At 69.6% G+C, this 16,951-nt stretch carries 15 protein-coding genes; 8 read left to right on the top strand and 7 right to left on the bottom strand.

Annotated elements, in window-relative coordinates; genetic code table 11:
- Positions 1-12: 12 nt before the first annotated feature.
- A complete protein-coding gene (treZ, locus tag ABS642_RS14800) occupies positions 13-1,728 on the top strand; it encodes a malto-oligosyltrehalose trehalohydrolase (RefSeq protein ID WP_350353444.1) in 1,716 nt (571 codons plus the stop codon).
- A gap of 8 nt (positions 1,729-1,736) precedes the next feature.
- Here the strand turns inward: treZ and ABS642_RS14795 are convergent, their stop codons facing one another.
- On the bottom strand, positions 1,737-2,135 hold the full coding sequence (locus ABS642_RS14795; RefSeq protein ID WP_350350686.1) for a hypothetical protein: 399 nt from the start codon (positions 2,133-2,135) through the stop codon (positions 1,737-1,739).
- 143 nt (positions 2,136-2,278) lie between these two features.
- Here ABS642_RS14795 and ABS642_RS14790 point away from each other — a divergent pair, with 143 nt between their 5' ends.
- Entirely contained in the window at positions 2,279-2,887 is a 609-nt protein-coding gene (locus ABS642_RS14790; RefSeq protein ID WP_350350685.1) for a hypothetical protein, read from the top strand.
- On the opposite strand, the gene ABS642_RS14785 is transcribed toward ABS642_RS14790, so the two are convergent.
- The gene (locus tag ABS642_RS14785; protein WP_350350684.1) at positions 2,836-3,429 is read right to left on the bottom strand and encodes a short chain dehydrogenase; all 594 of its coding nucleotides are present in this window, start codon (positions 3,427-3,429) and stop codon (positions 2,836-2,838) included. The genes ABS642_RS14790 and ABS642_RS14785 overlap by 52 nt on opposite strands.
- Before the next feature lie 154 nt (positions 3,430-3,583).
- Here ABS642_RS14785 and ABS642_RS14780 point away from each other — a divergent pair, with 154 nt between their 5' ends.
- The 3 genes from ABS642_RS14780 to ABS642_RS14770 all read left to right on the top strand — a co-directional run bounded on the left by ABS642_RS14780 (position 3,584) and on the right by ABS642_RS14770 (position 4,976).
- Complete coding sequence (locus ABS642_RS14780; protein ID WP_350350683.1) at positions 3,584-4,153, top strand: dihydrofolate reductase family protein; 570 nt, start codon at positions 3,584-3,586, stop codon at positions 4,151-4,153.
- Between the two features lie 117 nt (positions 4,154-4,270).
- Complete coding sequence (locus ABS642_RS14775; RefSeq protein WP_350350682.1) at positions 4,271-4,597, top strand: hypothetical protein; 327 nt, start codon at positions 4,271-4,273, stop codon at positions 4,595-4,597.
- Positions 4,584-4,976 (top strand): PIN domain-containing protein, encoded by a 393-nt coding sequence (locus tag ABS642_RS14770; protein WP_282215342.1) that lies wholly within the window; start codon positions 4,584-4,586, stop codon positions 4,974-4,976. Before ABS642_RS14775 ends, ABS642_RS14770 begins: the two co-directional genes overlap by 14 nt.
- A gap of 13 nt (positions 4,977-4,989) precedes the next feature.
- Here ABS642_RS14770 and ABS642_RS14765 read toward each other — a convergent pair whose 3' ends face one another.
- Both ABS642_RS14765 and ABS642_RS14760 read right to left on the bottom strand, forming a co-directional pair.
- Positions 4,990-6,417, bottom strand: a complete 1,428-nt coding sequence (locus ABS642_RS14765; RefSeq protein WP_350350681.1) for a CCA tRNA nucleotidyltransferase — start codon at positions 6,415-6,417, stop codon at positions 4,990-4,992.
- A 23-nt stretch (positions 6,418-6,440) separates the two neighbouring features.
- Positions 6,441-6,734: a hypothetical protein gene (locus ABS642_RS14760; RefSeq protein WP_282215340.1), complete on the bottom strand. Its 294-nt coding sequence runs from the start codon at positions 6,732-6,734 to the stop codon at positions 6,441-6,443.
- 176 nt (positions 6,735-6,910) lie between these two features.
- On the opposite strand from ABS642_RS14760, the gene ABS642_RS14755 reads away from it, so the two are divergent.
- The 3 genes from ABS642_RS14755 (at position 6,911) to ABS642_RS14745 (ending at position 12,241) form a co-directional block, all read left to right on the top strand.
- A complete protein-coding gene (locus ABS642_RS14755; RefSeq protein WP_350350680.1) occupies positions 6,911-7,720 on the top strand; it encodes a CPBP family intramembrane glutamic endopeptidase in 810 nt (269 codons plus the stop codon).
- A 135-nt stretch (positions 7,721-7,855) separates the two neighbouring features.
- Positions 7,856-10,387, top strand: coding sequence for a metallophosphoesterase family protein (locus tag ABS642_RS14750; protein ID WP_350350679.1), 2,532 nt, complete (start codon positions 7,856-7,858; stop codon positions 10,385-10,387).
- A 96-nt stretch (positions 10,388-10,483) separates the two neighbouring features.
- The gene (locus tag ABS642_RS14745) at positions 10,484-12,241 is read left to right on the top strand and encodes an alkaline phosphatase family protein (RefSeq protein WP_350350678.1); all 1,758 of its coding nucleotides are present in this window, start codon (positions 10,484-10,486) and stop codon (positions 12,239-12,241) included.
- A gap of 6 nt (positions 12,242-12,247) precedes the next feature.
- Here the strand turns inward: ABS642_RS14745 and ABS642_RS14740 are convergent, their stop codons facing one another.
- From ABS642_RS14740 to ABS642_RS14730, 3 genes are all read right to left on the bottom strand, one after another.
- Complete coding sequence (locus tag ABS642_RS14740; RefSeq protein ID WP_350350677.1) at positions 12,248-14,194, bottom strand: carboxypeptidase regulatory-like domain-containing protein; 1,947 nt, start codon at positions 14,192-14,194, stop codon at positions 12,248-12,250.
- 68 nt (positions 14,195-14,262) lie between these two features.
- Positions 14,263-15,318 (bottom strand): LLM class flavin-dependent oxidoreductase, encoded by a 1,056-nt coding sequence (locus ABS642_RS14735; RefSeq protein ID WP_350350676.1) that lies wholly within the window; start codon positions 15,316-15,318, stop codon positions 14,263-14,265.
- Positions 15,319-15,346: 28 nt separating this feature from the next.
- On the bottom strand, positions 15,347-16,882 hold the full coding sequence (locus ABS642_RS14730; protein WP_350350675.1) for a methyltransferase: 1,536 nt from the start codon (positions 16,880-16,882) through the stop codon (positions 15,347-15,349).
- Positions 16,883-16,951 lie beyond the last annotated feature (69 nt).

The following is a 16,951-nucleotide window of genomic DNA, read 5'->3' as shown; positions in this document are numbered from 1 at the left end:
CGCGCGCGACGGATGCGGGTGCGGCGGCTCGACTCCGGCGGCGCGACGATCGACGAGCGGGAGCTGGAGGCCGGACCGGACGGCTGGTGGCATGCCGATCTCCCCCTCGCCGACGGCGAGCGGTACGGCTTCCTGATCGATGACAGCGAGCAGCTGCGCCCCGATCCGCGTTCCCGCCGACAGCCCGAGGGCGTGCACGGCCCGTCGGCGGCGTTCGACGCGCGCGCGTTCGCCTGGAGCGACGACTCGTGGACCGGGCGGCAGCTCGCGGGCGGGCTGATCTACGAACTGCACCTGGGCACGTTCACGCCCGAGGGCACGCTCGACGCCGCGATCGACCGGCTCGACCACCTGGTCGCCCTCGGCGTCACGCTCGTGGAGCTGCTGCCGGTCAACGCCTTCAACGGAGCGTGGAACTGGGGCTACGACGGCGTGCTCTGGTACGCCGTGCACGAGGGCTACGGCGGTCCGCCGGCGTATCAGCGGTTCGTCGATGCGGCGCACTCCCGCGGCCTCGCGGTGATCCAGGACGTGGTCTACAACCATCTGGGCCCGAGCGGCAACTACCTGCCCGAGTTCGGCCCCTACCTGCGCGAGGGCAGCAACACGGGTTGGGGCGACTCGGTCGACCTCGACGAGCGGGCCGTGCGCGACTTCATCCTCGAGAACGCCCTGATGTGGCTGCGGGACTTCCACGTCGACGGTCTCCGGCTGGATGCCGTGCACGCGCTGCACGACATCCAGCCGGTGCATATCCTGCGCGAGCTCGCGCAGCGCGTCGATGCGCTCTCGGTGCAGCTCGACCGCCCGCTCAGCCTCATCGCGGAGTCGGACCTGAACGACCCGACCCTCATCCTGCCTCGGGAGGCGGGCGGCTACGGCCTCACGGCCCAGTGGTCCGACGACTGGCATCACGCCATGCACGTCGCTCTCACCGGCGAGACCGCGGGCTACTACGCCGACTTCGCAGCGGAGGATGCCGTCGCCAAGGTCTCTCAGGGCGGGTTCTTCCACGACGGCACCTTCTCGTCGTTCCGCGGTCGCCCGCACGGTTCGCCGATCCCGCCCGAGGTGCCCTCCTGGCGGCTGGTCACGTTCGCACAGGACCATGACCAGATCGGCAATCGCGCGGCCGGCGACCGTCTCTCGACCTCGCTGTCGCCCGATCGGCTCGCCGTGGCCGCGGTGCTCACGCTGACGGCACCGGGAACGCCCATGCTCTTCATGGGCGAGGAGTGGGGTGCCTCAACGCCCTGGCAGTTCTTCACCTCGCACCCGGAGCCCGAGCTCGGGCGCGCCGTCTCGGAGGGACGCAAGGCAGAATTCGCGCGGATGGACTGGGACACCGACACGGTGCCCGACCCGCAGGACCCGGCGACATTCGAACGCTCGCACCTCGACTGGGCGGAGCTCGAGGAAGCGCCGCACGCGCGACTCCTGGCTCTGTACCGCGAACTCGCGGCGTTGCGGAGGGAGCGCCCGGAGCTCACCGATCCCGACTCGACGTCGACGCGCGTGAGCGTGCGAGAGACCGACGGCACCCCGCAGCACCGCGTCTACCGGATCGACCGCGGTGGGCTGTCCGTGCTCGTGAACCTGTCGGCGGCGCCTGCGGAGTTCGAGATCGGTACGGATGCCACAGTGCTGCTGTCGACCGCCGCGGCGGCGCCGGATGCCGGCATCCTGGTGCTGCCGCGCGACTCGGCCGCGGTGGTCGCCCCGGCCTAGCTGTCTGACTATCCCCAGAAGACGGGGAGGAACGATGCGACGAAGCCGACGACGGCGGCGCCGAGCATGACGAACGAGATCGTCAGACACGCGCGCTCGACGGGCGATCGCGCCTCGACGCGCATCCGCTCGGGATCGCGGTCCGAGACGTAGCCGACCGGCTCCGGCAACTCGGCGAGGTGACGCGCCTCCGACGCCGTCAGCGATCGCGAGCAGGTGCGGCCGCCCGCCGACCACAGCGCCATCGGCCGGTCCTCGAGGTCGTCGAGGACCGCGACCGAGGTGCGGGTGAACGGCCCCTGCACGCTCCGGGTCAGCAGGCCGATCCCGAGCAGCGGAAGGCCGACGATGAGACCGACCCAGGCGATGATCTCGCCCACCAGGCCGACGGCGTCGATGATCTCCACGGTCAGCCCCCCGGCGGGGTCTGCGGCGGAGTGATCACGCAGTCGAGCCTACCCGGGCAGGCCCCGTGAGGGATCGCAGGAAGGCCGCATGGGTTCCGTGCGGAGACGTTCCGCGTGCTCCGGCGCGGGCATAGGACAGAGACATGACCCTCACGGAGATCCTGCCCACGATGCGATTGAGCATCCCCTCCCCTCTCGCCGTCGACTCGTGGCCCGTTCACACGCAGCCGACCGTCTCCGATGTCATCGTCGCCGGTGTCTCGCTGATCAGGCTCGCCGAGATCAGCGGCACCCCGGCCGTGCTCACCGGAGACCTTCCTCGTCCGGGGCGGCCGCGCGAGCGCGCACTCACCGGCGGGACCGACGTCACGGTCCTGGTCTTCCGGATCACGTTGCGCGTGGACACCCAGGAGGACAAGCGCATCGCACTGACCGACTGCACGTTCGACGGCGTCACTGCGCAGTGGAGCGAATGCCGGCTCATCGAACGCGCCTCGGGCAGCAAGAGCGTGCGCATCGAGCTCATCCCCGGCGACGTCGGGGATGCGTCGTGGCCGCATCCGGTCGCGATGCTTCCGGGAGATCTGCGGGAAGGCGACCTGGTCGTCGTCCCCTGCCTCGGAGCGGCATCCCTCCACGACGTGCGGCCTCAGCGGCCGGGAGTCGCGCGTGCCGGGAGCCCAGCCCTCGGCATCCGCGATCAGACGGCGAGGATCCGGCCGTTGATGACGCCCTCGACGGCGCGCACGTAGGCGGTACCCACCTCGTCGTCCGTCACGGGGCGGTGCCCGGGGAAGGCCGAGTGATAGCCGGGCGAGTTCGCGAGCACGTCGGGCGAGACGGCGTTGATGCGGATGCCGCGCGGCGCCTCGGCGGCGGCCGTGAGCACGAACGACTCGAGGGCCCCGTTCGCCATCGCGGCGGCGGCACCGGTGGCGAGGGGCTCGCGAGCCAGCACGCCGCTCGTCAGCGTGATCGACCCGCCGTCGCGCACGTGCGGGAGGGCCCGGGACAGCACCTCGATCTGCGCGAGGGTCTTCGACGTGAACGCCGCGAGATAGTCGTCGCGGGAGAGGTCGGTGAGGGGCTTGAACGGGACGGAGCCCACGGCGACCACCACGGCGTCGAGGTCGGCGAGTCCGGCGAACAGGTCACGGACGGATGCCGGGTCGGTGACATCGACCGAGGGTTCGGAGTTCCGCGAGGCCCGGATGACCTCATGCCCGCGGCTCTCGAGAGTGGTCGCGACCACGCCGCCGATGCTGCCTGTCGCGCCGATCACCAATGTCCGCATGTCCGGGTTCCCATCCGTCGAGCTCTCCGCGCGACGTCCGCGCGCGGAGTCTCCAACGTACCTCCCGGGGATGTGCGCACGGGTCAGCTCCCGTTGCGCAATCACTACATCCGTTGTAGTTTCAACTGCGACACCTGTTGTGAAGGGAGAGATCATGCGAGAACTCGTGTACTACGTCGCCGTTAGCCTCGACGGTTTCATCGCCGGCCCGAACGGCGAGTTCGATGCGTTCCTGGTCGAGGGCGACCACATGGACGCGATCAACGATCGCTTCGCCGACACGATCCCGACCGACGCGGCCGCCGCGCTCGGCATCCGCCAGGAGCGCACGGAGTTCGACACCGTGCTGATGGGCTGGAACACCTATGCGATCGGCGGAACTCCGAGTCCGTACCGCCACCTCCGGCAGATCGTGTTCAGCCGCACCCGCACGGCAGAGGCCGAGAACCTCGAGGTGACGGCCGAGGATCCGCGGGCCGTCGTCCAACGGCTCAAGAACGAGGACGGCGCAGCGATCTGGCTCTGCGGCGGCGGGGAGCTCGCCGCGACGCTGGCCGACGAGATCGACCGGCTGGTCCTCAAGCGGCAGCCGCTGCTCTTCGGAGCCGGCATCCCGCTGTTCGGCGACCGCCCCTACCGACCCGAGCGGTTCGAGCCCGTGGACACGACCGCGTTCCGGACCGGTGTCGTCGTGTCGGAGCTCATCCGCCGCCGCGAAGGATGACCGCCACCTGCCGCTGAGCGCGTTCGAGTATGCCGGAATACGATTCCGCCGGCTGGGCTGAAGCCCTGTCTCCGCCTGAGGTGGATTGCTAGCATTGTGCTGTCAAGGAGGTGCAGCATGGCGACGGTGACGATCCGGAACCTGAGCGACGAGGTGGTGGCCGCACTCAAAGAGCGCGCACGACGCAACTCTCGCTCGATGGAGGCCGAGGCGCGCGATCTGCTCACGCGCATGGCGGAAGGAGAAGAGTTCGTGAGCGGGGTGGAGGCGCGCATCGCCGCACGAATCCGACCGCGCTGGTCCATGCCGACGAGCGAGTTGATGGCGCGAATCGCTCAGAGCCCGCCACCACCCGTCGACGCCGAAGCCTGGCTCGCGGACACTCGATCAGACGACGATTCCGAAGACTTCCGTGATCCCTGGGACCAGCATGCTGCTTCTTGACACGTCGGTGCTCATCGATGTGGACAGAGTCCGCCTTCCCGACGAAGCGCTCACCTTCAGCGCAGTGACCTATTCGGAGCTGGTGTTCGGTATCGAGGCAGCGTCGACCGAGGCGCTTCGCCGTGAGCGCACGGCACGATTGGCATGGCTTCGAGACACCTTGGAAACGGAGTGGCTGCCTTTCGACACTTTTGCCGCCGAGAGCTATGCGCGGCTCGCGGCACGCGTCGCGCTCCAGAGGCCACGCCACGCGCGGAGCAAGGACATCATGCTCGCCGGGCACGCCGCCGCGCTCGGCGCCCGCATCGCCACTCTGAACCCCAAGGACTTCGAGCTCGTCAGCGACCTCGTCGAGATCGTCGTGCCGGAGCTGCGCTGAGCGAGACTCCGCCTCAGCTCCGCGCCGCCCACCACTCGCGCAGCCGCTGCTCCGCGACCTCGGGCCCGAGCACGCCCTCGTCGAGACGAAGGTCGAGCAGGAAGCGGTACGCCTCGCCGACCTCGCGGCCGGGCTTGATGCCCAGGACCTTCTGGATGCGGTTGCCGTCGAGTTCGGGGCGGATGGAGTCGAGCTCCTCCTGCTCGCGGAGCGCCGCGATCCGCGACTCGATGTCGTCGTAGGCGCTGGCGAGGCGTCCGGCCTTGCGCCTGTTGCGGGTGGTGACGTCGGCGCGGGTGAGGATGTGCAGCCGCTCGAGCCGCTCGCCCGCGTCTCGCACATAGCGGCGCACCGCGGCATCCGTCCACGCTCCCTCGGCGTAGCCGAAGAAGCGCAGGTGGAGCTCGATGAGGGTGGCGACGGCATCCGTCGTCTCGGTGTCGAAGCGCAGTGCCTGCAGGCGCTTGCGCGCCATGCGCGAGCCGACGATGTCGTGGTGGTGGAACGTCACCACGCCGCCGTCTTCGAGCTTGCGGGTGCGCGGCTTGCCGATGTCGTGCAGCAGGGCGGCGATGCGCAGGGGCACGTCGGGGGCGGCACCGGGATGCCGGGAGTGCTCGAGTTCGATGGCCTGCGCGAGCACCGTGAGCGAATGCTCGTAGACGTCCTTGTGGTGATGGTGCTCGTCGACTTCGAGACGGAGAGCACTGACCTCGGGCAGGAACTCGTCGATCAGGTCGGTCTCGACCAGCACGCGGATGCCGCGCACCGGGTCGTCGGTCTGCATGAGGCGCACGAGCTCGGACTGGATGCGCTCCGGGCTGACGATCTCGATCGTCTTCCGCAGCTGCGCGATCGCGTCGAACGTGTCGTCGTCGACGCGGAAGCCGAGCTGGGCGCTGAAGCGCGCGGCGCGCAGCATCCGCAGCGGGTCGTCGCCGAACGAGACGTGCGGATCCGCGGGTGTGCGCAGGACGCCGCCAAGGAGGTCTTCGACCCCGCCGGTCGGATCGACGAGCTTGACGGACGGGACCTGCAGGGCCATCGCGTTGACCGTGAAGTCTCGGCGCACGAGGTCGCCCTCGATGGAGTCGCCGAACTCGACGGTGGGCTTGCGGGTCACGCCGTCGTAGCTGTCGGCGCGGTAGGTCGTGATCTCGACCTGCTCGCCCTGCACGCGTGCACCGATCGTGCCGAATGCGCGGCCGATGTCCCAGTGCGCCGTCGCGATCGGCTTGACGATCTTGAGGATCTCGTCGGGCGACGCGTTCGTCGTGAAGTCGAGGTCGTGCGTCTCGCGGCCGAGCAGCGCATCGCGCACGGGACCGCCGACGACCGCGAGGTCGAAGCCGGCATCGGCGAAGGCCGTGGCGAGGGTGCGGACGACCGGATCCTCGGCGAGCGCGCCGAGACGGAGGAGGCCGTCGGCCATGTTGAGCATGGGTTCCAGCGTACCGGGGCAGGTCAGAAGAGCGGGTTCTCGCCCTTGGCCTGCGCGATGGCCCGGGTACGGGCCTGCATCAATCGCACCAGGAACATGCTGAGCAGGAACCCGCCGATCACCGCCACCGCCACGATGTACCAGATGCCGATCTCGGGGTCGATCAGCCCGAACCCGTAGATGACAGCGACGAGGACGGCGAGCACCGCGCCCTCGACGACCGCGAAGGTCAGGAAGAGACGGGTCTGGCGGCGCCCGTAGTCCGCGACGACCTCGCGGACGCGGGCATCGATCGAGGAGTCACCGGCGTAGGTCATGAGCCCAGGGTAGCGAGCACGCCGACCGGCCGGGGGCGGCGCGGGAGCTCGCGCGGATTTATGGATCCCCCGAAACGAACCGCTGGTTTCCCGCGTTCCGGCACACCGGCGCCTCTCCCTAGAGTCCTAGACGCGCGGGGTGCCCGCGGCCGTTCCCCACACGAACCGAGGTCAGCATGACTGCGTCTCCCCCACGCCCGCGAACGTCCCGATCGATCACCGCCGATGTCACCTGGTTCTTCGCGATCGCCATCCTGCTGTGCTTCGCGCTGTCCGTGCCGATGGTGTTCCGGCTGGTCCCCGAAGACGTCAACAACCTGATCACTCCGCTCCTGCAGCTGACCCCGTTGCTCGCCGCGATCATCATGTGGATCGCCCGGCGGCCGGGGACCTTCCGACAGACCTTCGCCACGGGCTGGCGCGGCACACCCCGGTGGATCGGAATCGGCATCGGCATCATCGCCGCGATCGCCGCGATCCAGACCGCGATCGCCCTGTCGACGGGGATCTGGCAGCTCAATCCGCTCGAACAGATCGCCGCCGCGACCATCTGGGTCATCCCCGTTCTGCTCATGCAGTCGATCTTCGCGATCGGCGAGGAGTTCGGCTGGCGCGGGTGGCTGGTGACGCGCGCCGCATCGTGGGGCTTCTGGCCCCTGGCGATCGTCAGCGGCCTGGTCTGGATCGTCTGGCACCTGCCCGTGCTCGCCGTCATCGGCGACCGCCCCGTCTGGGACATCGTCATCTACTTCGCGGGCATGCTGCCCTGGGCGCCGCTGCTACTCGCCCTCCGCTGGCGCTCGGGGAGCGTCTGGCCGGCGGTTCTGACACACGGCGCCATCAACAGCATCCGCGTGTACCTGCTGCAGTCCGTCCCGAACGCGACGGATCACCTGCTCATCGAGGTGATCGGCTGGGTGCTCACGCTCGCGGCCGCCGCATGGCTGATGCGTCCGAGCAAGGCGCAGTTCGTCCAGGCGGGATAGAGCACGGCGGATGCCGCGGCGTCCGCTCTGTTCATCTTCCCGACGCCTCGACGTCAGCCGGGAGTCATCCGTCTTCGATGGGCTGAGGGGGCCCCGTGCGGCTGAGCACGAACCCCCACCCCACAAAGGACTGACATGACCTCCCCCACCCCTGCGGTGCGGTGGCGGCGTCGCGGACTGACGTCCGTCGCGCTCCTCGCCCTGCTCGGCGGCGCCGTCGTCGCCCCCGCGGCATTCGCCGCACCGGATGCCGCACCCGAGGTGCCGACCGGATCGCTGATCACCGGCGACACCGCCTGGCACTACCTCGACGACGGCTCCGACCCGTCCCCCGCACCCGCGGCTCTGCGAGACTGGACGCTTCCCGCGTTCGACGACAGTGCTTGGAAGACGGCGCCCGGATCGTTCGGCGCGAAGAACGGCAAGCTCGCCGCGGTCGGTCCTGTCACCCCGAAGACACTCCTGAACCACTACCTCGACGGAGCGCAGGCTCCGACGGTTCCCACCTACTTCTTCCGCGGCACGTTCGAGCTCGAGGCGGGCGTCGCTGAGCAGGTCGCGTCGCTCTCGAGCTCCGTCACCTACGACGACGCGATCGTCGTGTGGATCAACGGCACAGAGGTCGCCCGCTTCGTCGACGGCCGCATCACCGACACCACGAACGTCGAGTACGCCGGCGACTCGAACGGCGACCCGCTGACCAGCACCATCACCGCCGAGGGCGACGTGCTGCAGGACGGCACGAACACGGTCGCCGTGGCGCTCTTCCAGGACCGCGAGACCAGCTCCGACATCTACTTCGACATGTCGTCGCTCACGCTGGTCGAGGCGTCCGACCCGGGCACCCCGGTCGTCGCCCCACCGACACGCGTCATCCTGACCCCGACCGAGCAGCCCGAGATCTCGCAGTCCTTCTCGTGGCTCGCCGGTGATGCCTCGCACACGATCGGCCAGGTCGAGATCGCCCCGGCCGCCGGCGGCGACACCCGCACGGTCGACGCCTATGACGCTGGCGTGGTGAACGGCAACCCGAACCACCACTTCTCCGCCACGGTCACCGACCTCAGCCCCGCGACCGAGTACCGCTACCGCGTCGGGCTCCCGGGCAGCTGGAGCGACTGGTTCACCTTCACGACGGCCGACCCGAACGCGACGGACTTCCAGTTCGTCTACTACGGCGACGCGCAGATCGGCCTCGACACGACTTGGCCGAGCGTCGTCAAGCAGGCCGAGGCGAACGCGCCCCGATCGATCGGCTCCGTGCACGCCGGTGACCTGATCAACAAGTCCAGCAACGAGGACGAGTGGCTGAACTGGTTCAAGGGCATGGAGGACTCGGCCACGCACACCAACGTGATGGCGGCGCCGGGCAACCACGAGTACTCGGGCGACAAGCTGCTCACCGCCTGGAAGGCCGCGTTCGAGTACCCGCACAACAACCCGTCGATGGAGTCGATCGGCGAACTGGCCGACCTCGCCAAGGGCGACACCGAGGTCGCGGCGCAGTACCGCTCGCTGTTCGACCACTGGAGCGCGTTCGCTGCCGAGACCGCGTACTACACGGACTACCAGGACGTGCGCTTCATCACCCTCAACGCGACCCGCGACGCGACGTTCCTCACGCCGCCGGCTCTGCCGTCCTGCACGGGAGACGACTGCCCGATCAACCAGGGCGAGGAGCTGTGGATCCGCTTCCAGGGCGCCTGGCTCGACCTGCTCCTGCAGAACAGCCCGTCGAAGTGGAACGTCGTCACGTTCCACCAGCCGGTCTTCTCGGCATCCGAGGGTCGCGACGAGCCGAAGCTCCGTGCCGACTGGGTACCGGTCTTCCAGCGCAACGACATCGACCTCGTGCTCATGGGTCACGACCACACCTATGCGCGCGGCTACGTGAACACCGACGCGACCGAGACCCCTGGCCTCACGACCGGACCGGTCTACGTCGTCTCGAACTCCGGCGCGAAGCACTACGAGCTCGAGACCCCGGAGAAGAACGTCTGGACCAACAACGGCGCCACCCAGGTGCTGCGCGGCCAGGGCGTCACCACGTACCAGGTGATCGACGTGTCGCACGATCAGCTCGTCTACCGCTCGTACCTCGCGGAGAAGCAGCCGAACGCCACGACCGACCTTCCCGTCGGCGCCGTCTACGACACCTTCACGGTGACGAAGTCGGATGCCGGTGAGAAGTGGGTCACCGAGGCCGGGGTCACGCCCCCGACCACCGAGCCCGAGGTTCCGGCAGAGGTCGAGCTCGGGGCGGCATCCGTCAAGGCCGGTGGCACGGTCACGGTCTCGGGTACCGGATTCGCAGCGGATGCCGAGCTGCGGCTCGAGCTGCGCTCCGACCCGGTCGACCTCGGTACGGTCACCGTGGGCGCGGACGGCGCGTTCTCGCGCAGCGTCACGATCCCGGCGGCCACCCCGGCCGGCGTGCACACCCTCGCGGTGATCCGCGCCGACGGCACCGAGGTCACCGCCTCGCTCACCGTCACAGCGGCGACGTCGGGCGGCGGAGCGGTGACCCCGGGCGCCGGTGGCCCCGCTGCGGGCGGCCTCGCCACGACCGGTGCCGACAGCACCCCGTACGTGGTCGCCGCGGTGGTGCTCCTCGCGCTGGGTCTCGGGCTCTTCGCGCTGCGACGCCGTCGGAAGCACGCCGAGTAGTCCACGGCATCCAGCGAAAGGCGTCGTCGGGGCTTCGGCTCCGGCGGCGCCTTCGGCCTCTGTCGGGGCGACTCGGCCCGCCGTAGGATCAGCCTCGTGACCGAAGACCCCGCGCGACCCGGACCCGACCCCTCCCGCCGAGGGTTCCTCAAGCTGGGCGGGGCCGCGTTGGCCGGAGCAGTGGTGGGCGGAGCCGGCGGAGCCGCCATCGGAGCGACGATCGCCGCGAGCCATCGCGACGGCTTCGCCTCCGATCCGGATCCGTTCGCCGCCCTGACTCCTCGGAGCGAGCCGGGATTCGATCACCTCGTCGTGGTGATGGGCGAGAACCGCTCGTTCGACAACCTGCTCGGCTACCTGTACTCGAAGGAGAACCTGCCCGAAGGCGAGACGTTCGAGGGGCTGGCCTTCGGCGACCACAGCAACACCGCCCCCGATGGGACCGTCGTCGCAGCGCACGTCCACCAGGGCGACACCGACCGGATCATGAGCCTTCCCGACCCGGATCCGGGCGAGGAGTATCCGCACGTCAACACCCAGATCTTCGGCACGATCGATCCGAAGACGAACGCCGATCTCTTCGTCGACGAGATGACGGCGCCGTTCAATGCCCCGACGAAGGGCGAGAAGGCGACGATGTCGGGGTTCCTCGAGGACTACATCATCAACTTCCGGCGCCTCCGTCGTGGGGTCGACCCGAAACCAGAAGAGGCCGCGCACATCATGGGCTCGTTCTCCCCGGAGATGCTGCCCGTGCTGTCGACGCTCGCCGCCGAGTTCGCCGTGTTCGACCACTGGTACGCGGGCGTGCCATCGCAGACGTTCTGCAACCGGTCGTTCTTCCACGCATCGACCTCGCACGGCTTCGTCACGAACCAGGGCGAGGGCGGGTACCGGAAGTGGCTCGACGCCCCGGCCGCGCCGACGGTCTTCAACCGGCTCGAAGACAAGAAGCTGAGCTGGAAGATCTACCTCGACAAGCTGCAGCTCGTCTCGTTCACGGGCATGCTGCATGCGGCCGTGCTCGAGAAGTACTGGCGTACCGAGCACTTCGGGACGATGGAGGACTTCTACGCCGAGGCGAAGGAAGGGAAGCTCCCCGCCTACGCCTTCATCGAGCCTCGGATGGTCTACGACCACAACGACTTCCACCCGCCGTTCGGCGCCGTGCGCGAGAGCAGCGCCGACGGCGAGGAGATCTTCGACAGCGCGGTGTCCGATGTCCGTGCGGGCGACCGTCTCATCCACGACATCTACGAAGCGGTGCGCACCAGCGCGTCCCCGCAGGGCTCGAACGCCGTGAACACGCTGCTGCTCATCACGTTCGACGAGCATGGCGGATGCTACGACCACGTACCCCCGCCCGCTGCGACGAAGCCGACAGCCGACACGAAAGCCGGGGAGATGGGTTTCACGTTCGACCGCCTCGGATGCCGGGTACCGGCGATCGCCGTCTCGGCATACACGAAGCGCGGCACGATCATCCACGACGAGATGCACCACGGCTCGGTGACCGCGACGCTCTCACGCCTGCACGGGCTGAAGCCGCTGAACGACCGCGACCAGTCGGCCAACACGCTGACGAACGTCGTGAACCTCGACAAGCCGCGGCATCCGGCCGACTGGCCCGTCACCACCCCGGCGTACACGCCACCCAACCCCGAGGAGGCTCCGCCGCAGCCGAACGACGCCGATCAGACCAGGCCTCTCACGCCGCCGGCCCGCGGCCTGCTCGGTCTGCTCATCGCGCGCTACGGCAAGCCGGGCGAGCCCGAGCCGCAGACGTTCGCCGACGCCTACCGGCTGCTCCACGAGCATGGCGAAGAGCTCTTCGGACCTCCGAAGGGCAGCTGAGGCCGCTCAGTCCTTGGTCGCCCGGCGGCGCGAGACGATGAACAGCACGGCTCCGATGAGGAGCACGGCGGCACCGCCCGCGGCCCAGGCGAACGTCTCCGGGCCGAGCCCCGTGGCCGGAAGCGGCTTTCCGCCGCCGTTGCCTCCGCCGCCGACGGGCGGATCAGGGTCAGGCGACGGAGGTGTGACCACGATGGCGGCGAGGGTGAAGTCCTGCTCCACCACGGCCTCGCCGGCGGCAGTGATCACGACGGTCCTGGTCGCCGAACCGACGACCGTGGTTCCGGCGGGGGGCACGACGGTGAACGTGTAGGTGCCTGGCGGGAGATCGCCGAGGCCGAACGATCCGTCGGCATCCGTGATCAGCTGCGCGGGCACGCCCGGACCGGTGACCTGGATGACCGCTCCGGGCACGGGTGCCCCGCCGTCGGTGCGCACCGTTCCGTCGACGGCGCCGAGGCAGGCGAGCTCGAAGTCCACGTTCTCGACGTCGGCTCCCGCGATCTGCTCGTTCCGCGTGACCGGCGTCACGGCCACGTACCCGCCCGGCGTCGTGATAGTGATCTCGTAGTCGCCCGCGGGAAGGCGCGGGAAGGCGTATCCGCCGCTTCCGTCGGTCACGGTCGTGAGGACCGCGCCACCCGGACCGGTCGCGGTGACCGTCACCCCGGCGACGCCGGTGCCGTTGGACGAGACCAGGCCGCTGAGACTCGGGTTCTCCGCCACCTGGAAGTCGACGTTCTCGATCGGGTCCTCACTGCCGGGAGGGATCGTGAAGGCCGGCGGTGACGTGACGAGGGTGTACCCGTCGGGCGTGGTGATGACCGCCGTGTGCGTGCCGACCGGGATCGAATCGAACAGGTAGCGCCCGTCGGCATCCGTCGTGGTGGTCTGCCCGTCGATCGTCACGGTGACGCCCGCGATCGGACCGCCACCGGCATCCGTCACCTGCCCGGAGACAGCGACGGGAACGATGTCGCGAACCGTGAAGTCCGCGACCGCGTCGGAGGTCGTGAGATCCGCGGTGAGAGTGGCGGGGCCGGTCGAGATCTTCCCTGCCGGGGGCGCGACGCGGACGATGTAGCCGTCGGTCGCGATGAAGCCCGGGAACGCGTAGGTGCCGTCAGCCGCGGTCGTCGTCGTGCCGACCACCGCACCGGTGCCGTCGATCAGCGTGAGGCCGACGCCGGTCAGGGGCCCGTCGACGATGTCGACGACTGATCCGGTGATGTCCCGCGCCTGCGAGGCGAACCAGGTCTGGTAGACGGGGAAGCCGGATCGACGGGTGAAGAAGAAGGTGAGCGAGGTGATCGGAGCGGCCGGCTCGAACCAGGCGGCCGAGCCGCTGGTGTCGGCAGCTGCCGCGTTTCCGGTCAGAGTGAGGGTGGCCGGATCCCAGCTCGGGATGTCATCCGCCGCGCCCGTGCATGACGGCTTTCCGACGACTCCGGGCGCGCAGTAGTTGAAGCCGCCCTGGAAGCCGAGCTCCGTCGCGTCGAGCGCCTGCCCATCGGGACCGATGGCCTGGATGCGCACGGCATCCGCGTCGATGTCGCCGAGTGCGAAGGCCCATCCCGACGACGGCGTCGGGGCCGCGAACGAATACGTCGTGGTCGAGGGGCTCGCCGCATTGTCGGCCTTCGGCCGCAGGTTCAGGTACGCCTGGTCACGGCTCGACCCGTACTTGGCTCCGATAGGGGTGCCCTCCGACAGCCAGGTGGATGCTCCGGAGATCACGGCCGGTCCGCCGCCGCGGGAGTCGCTCGTCATGGTCGCGGTGAGAGCGGGCTGCGGCGCGATCTGGACCGTGGTCGTGTATGCCCCGGCACCGCCGGACAGCGGCTGCCAGGTGGCCCAGGAACTGGTCGTCGCTGCGGCCGCCGGGATGGCGCCCACGAGCACGGCGACCATGACGATCGCTCCGGCAAGAATCCCCCGCTGACGCACACGCATGCGGCCAGCGTACCGATATACCGGAATGACGTGAAGGGCGGATGCCGCGGCATCCGCCCTCTGCGCGATCAGACCGGGTCGCCCTGGACGGGGCCTTCGGTGTTCGGCTTCCACCCGAGCGCCGGAGCGACATGGGTCGCGAACGACTCGAGCACGTGCAGGTTGTACGCCGGTCCGAGCTGGTTCGGGATGGTCAGCAGCAGGGTGTCGGCGCTCATCACGGCCTCGTCGCGCTTCAGTTGCTCGATGAGCACATCGGGCTCCGCGGCGTAGGTCTTGCCGAACGTGGAGCGGAACCCGTCGATGATGCCGATCTGGTCGCCGTTCTCCTCGCTGCGCAGACCGAAGTACGCCCGGTCCATGTCGGAGATCAGCGGGAAGACGCTGCGGCTGACCGAGACGCGGGGCCGACCCGTGTGGCCCGCCTCCTTGTAGGCGGCGCGGAAGAGCTCGATCTGTTCGCGCTGCAGCTCGTGGAACGGCTGACCGGTGGCCTCCGTGACGAGCGTGGAGCTCATCATGTTCAGGCCCTTGCGGCCGGTCTCTTCGGCCGTGCCTCGGGAACCCGAGCCCCACCAGATGTGATCGCGAAGCGTCGGGGACTGCGGCTCGATCGCGAGGTAGCGTCCCTCTCCGACCATGCGGGGGTCACCGGCGGCGATCCGCTCCCCCTCGATCGCGCGCAGGAAGATGTCGAACTTCTCGCGCGCCAGCACGCTGCCGCGCTCCGGGTCCTCCTGATCGACGTAGCCGAAGGTCTCGTAGCCGCGCAGCGCGGTCTCGGGTGAACCACGGCTCACGCCGAGAGCGATCCGGCCGTCGGCGATCAGGTCGAGCGCGGCCGCCTCCTCGGCGAACTGCAGGGGGTTCTCGTAGCGCATGTCGATCACGCCGGTGCCGACCTCGATGCGCTTCGTGCGTGCCGCCATGGCCGACAGCAGCGGCATCGGCGACGCCGCCTGCCGCGCCCAGTGGTGCACGCGCACCGAGGCGCCGTTGACGCCGATCTCGTCCGCACCCTCGGCGATCTCGATCGTCTGCTTCAGCATGTCGCCCGCCGTGCGGGTCGCCGAGCCGGGCACATCTGCGTAGTGCCCGAAGGAGAGGAATCCGAAAGCCTTCATGATCTATTCCAACGCATGGATGCTGCGCCTATTCCCCCGGCACCAGCAGGCCGTCGAACACGAGCGCGCGGATGCGGGGCTCGAGCTCGGACCAGAGGTCGGCCAGCGGCACCTCGAACAGGTCGGCCAGCGCCGCGACGATCTGCCCGACGGTCAGCTCCCCGTCACACGCGCCGACGAACGCGGCGAGCGCAGGATCGACGTTCACGGTGCGGGCGAATCCGCTGCCTTGTCGCAGCTCGATGACGCTCGGATCGTCGTTGCCGGGCAGCAGGTGCCGCGCCTCCGTCACATCGGATGCCGTGACGAGCGTCGCCGGCACGCCCTCGGCCAGCACGTCGTGGGCGGCCAGCCCGATGGCGAGCGCCGTGCCGACGTTCGACACCGGCTGCGACAGCTTCTCCATGCGCCGGATCGGTGCGGCATCCGCCTGCTCGGTTCCCGCGCCCGTCGACGGACGCCGGATCAGCACGTAGCCGAAGCCGATGGAGGTGACCTCGCGCGCGGCGAAGTCATCGAGCCATGCCGTGAGCAGCGGCGTGAACTCGCGGTCGCGCGGCGTCGTGCCTCCGTCGCGGATCCACAGCTCGGCGTAGCCGAGAGGAGAAAGCTGCTCGCGCTCGATCACCCAGAGGTCGAGGTCGGCCGGCACCCAGGCGTCGAGACGCGCGAGTCCTGCGACACCCGCGCGCGACTCCCAGTTGCCGAGCAGCTGGGCGATGCCGCCGACGGTGAGGAACGCCGGGGCGGTCCGCACGAACTGCTCGACCAGCGCATCGCCGACGAGACCCCCGTCGCGGTACTCGTAGGCGGGGACCCCATCGACGCGCGGGGTGATGACGAACGGCGGGTTCGAGACGATCAGGTCGAACGCCTCCCCCTCGACCGGATCGAACATGCTCCCGAGGCGGAACTCGATGTTGGTCACGCCGTTGAGCCGGGCGTTGAGCTCGGCGAAGGCGAGTGCCCGTGCGGAGATGTCCGTCGCGACGACGGTCCGCGCCCGGCGGGCGACCAGCAGCGCCTGGATGCCGCACCCGGTGCCGAGATCGAGGGCACGGTCCACTTCGATCGGCACGATCGTCTCGGCGAGGGTGCGCGACGCCCCGCCGACGCCGAGAACGTGGTCGGCGGGCAGAGCGCCGTCGAGCGCGACCTCGTCGAGATCGCTGGCGATCCACCACTCCCCGACACCGTCGGCGTCGACGAACGACTGCGGGCGCAGCAGGGCGGCCGGCGACACGGTCTCGGCGTCCGCCGTCGCGAGCCCGAGGGCGATGAGCCCCTCGACGCCCAAGCGGGGCAGGGCGTCGTCGACCGCAGCCCTCGGCTGCGGCATCCCGAGCACGAGCAGGCGCCCGAGGGTGGCCAGGACACTGCTGTCACCGGCGATCGCGCGGAGGATCGGCTCGCGCATGCCCCGGGCGAGGGCGTCGTCGGCCTCCTCGCCCCACAGGCGTCGCAGCGGCTCAGAGCGAAGGTCGGCGGCATCGAGATCGGCGGCGAGATCGGCACTGCCGAGCGGCTCGGGAACGGGTGCGGGGGTGTCGGACACGGCCGTCACTCTACGCGTCTTCAGGGTTCTCCTTCCTCGGGCCTCCTAGAATCACAAGGTCAGTACTCACGAGCAGCC

Source organism: Microbacterium sp. A8/3-1 (genome assembly GCF_040267695.1).
GTDB lineage: Bacteria > Actinomycetota > Actinomycetes > Actinomycetales > Microbacteriaceae > Microbacterium > Microbacterium luteolum.
Note: the sequence above shows the minus strand (reverse complement) of the source record. Positions and strands in the feature narration are given on the sequence as shown.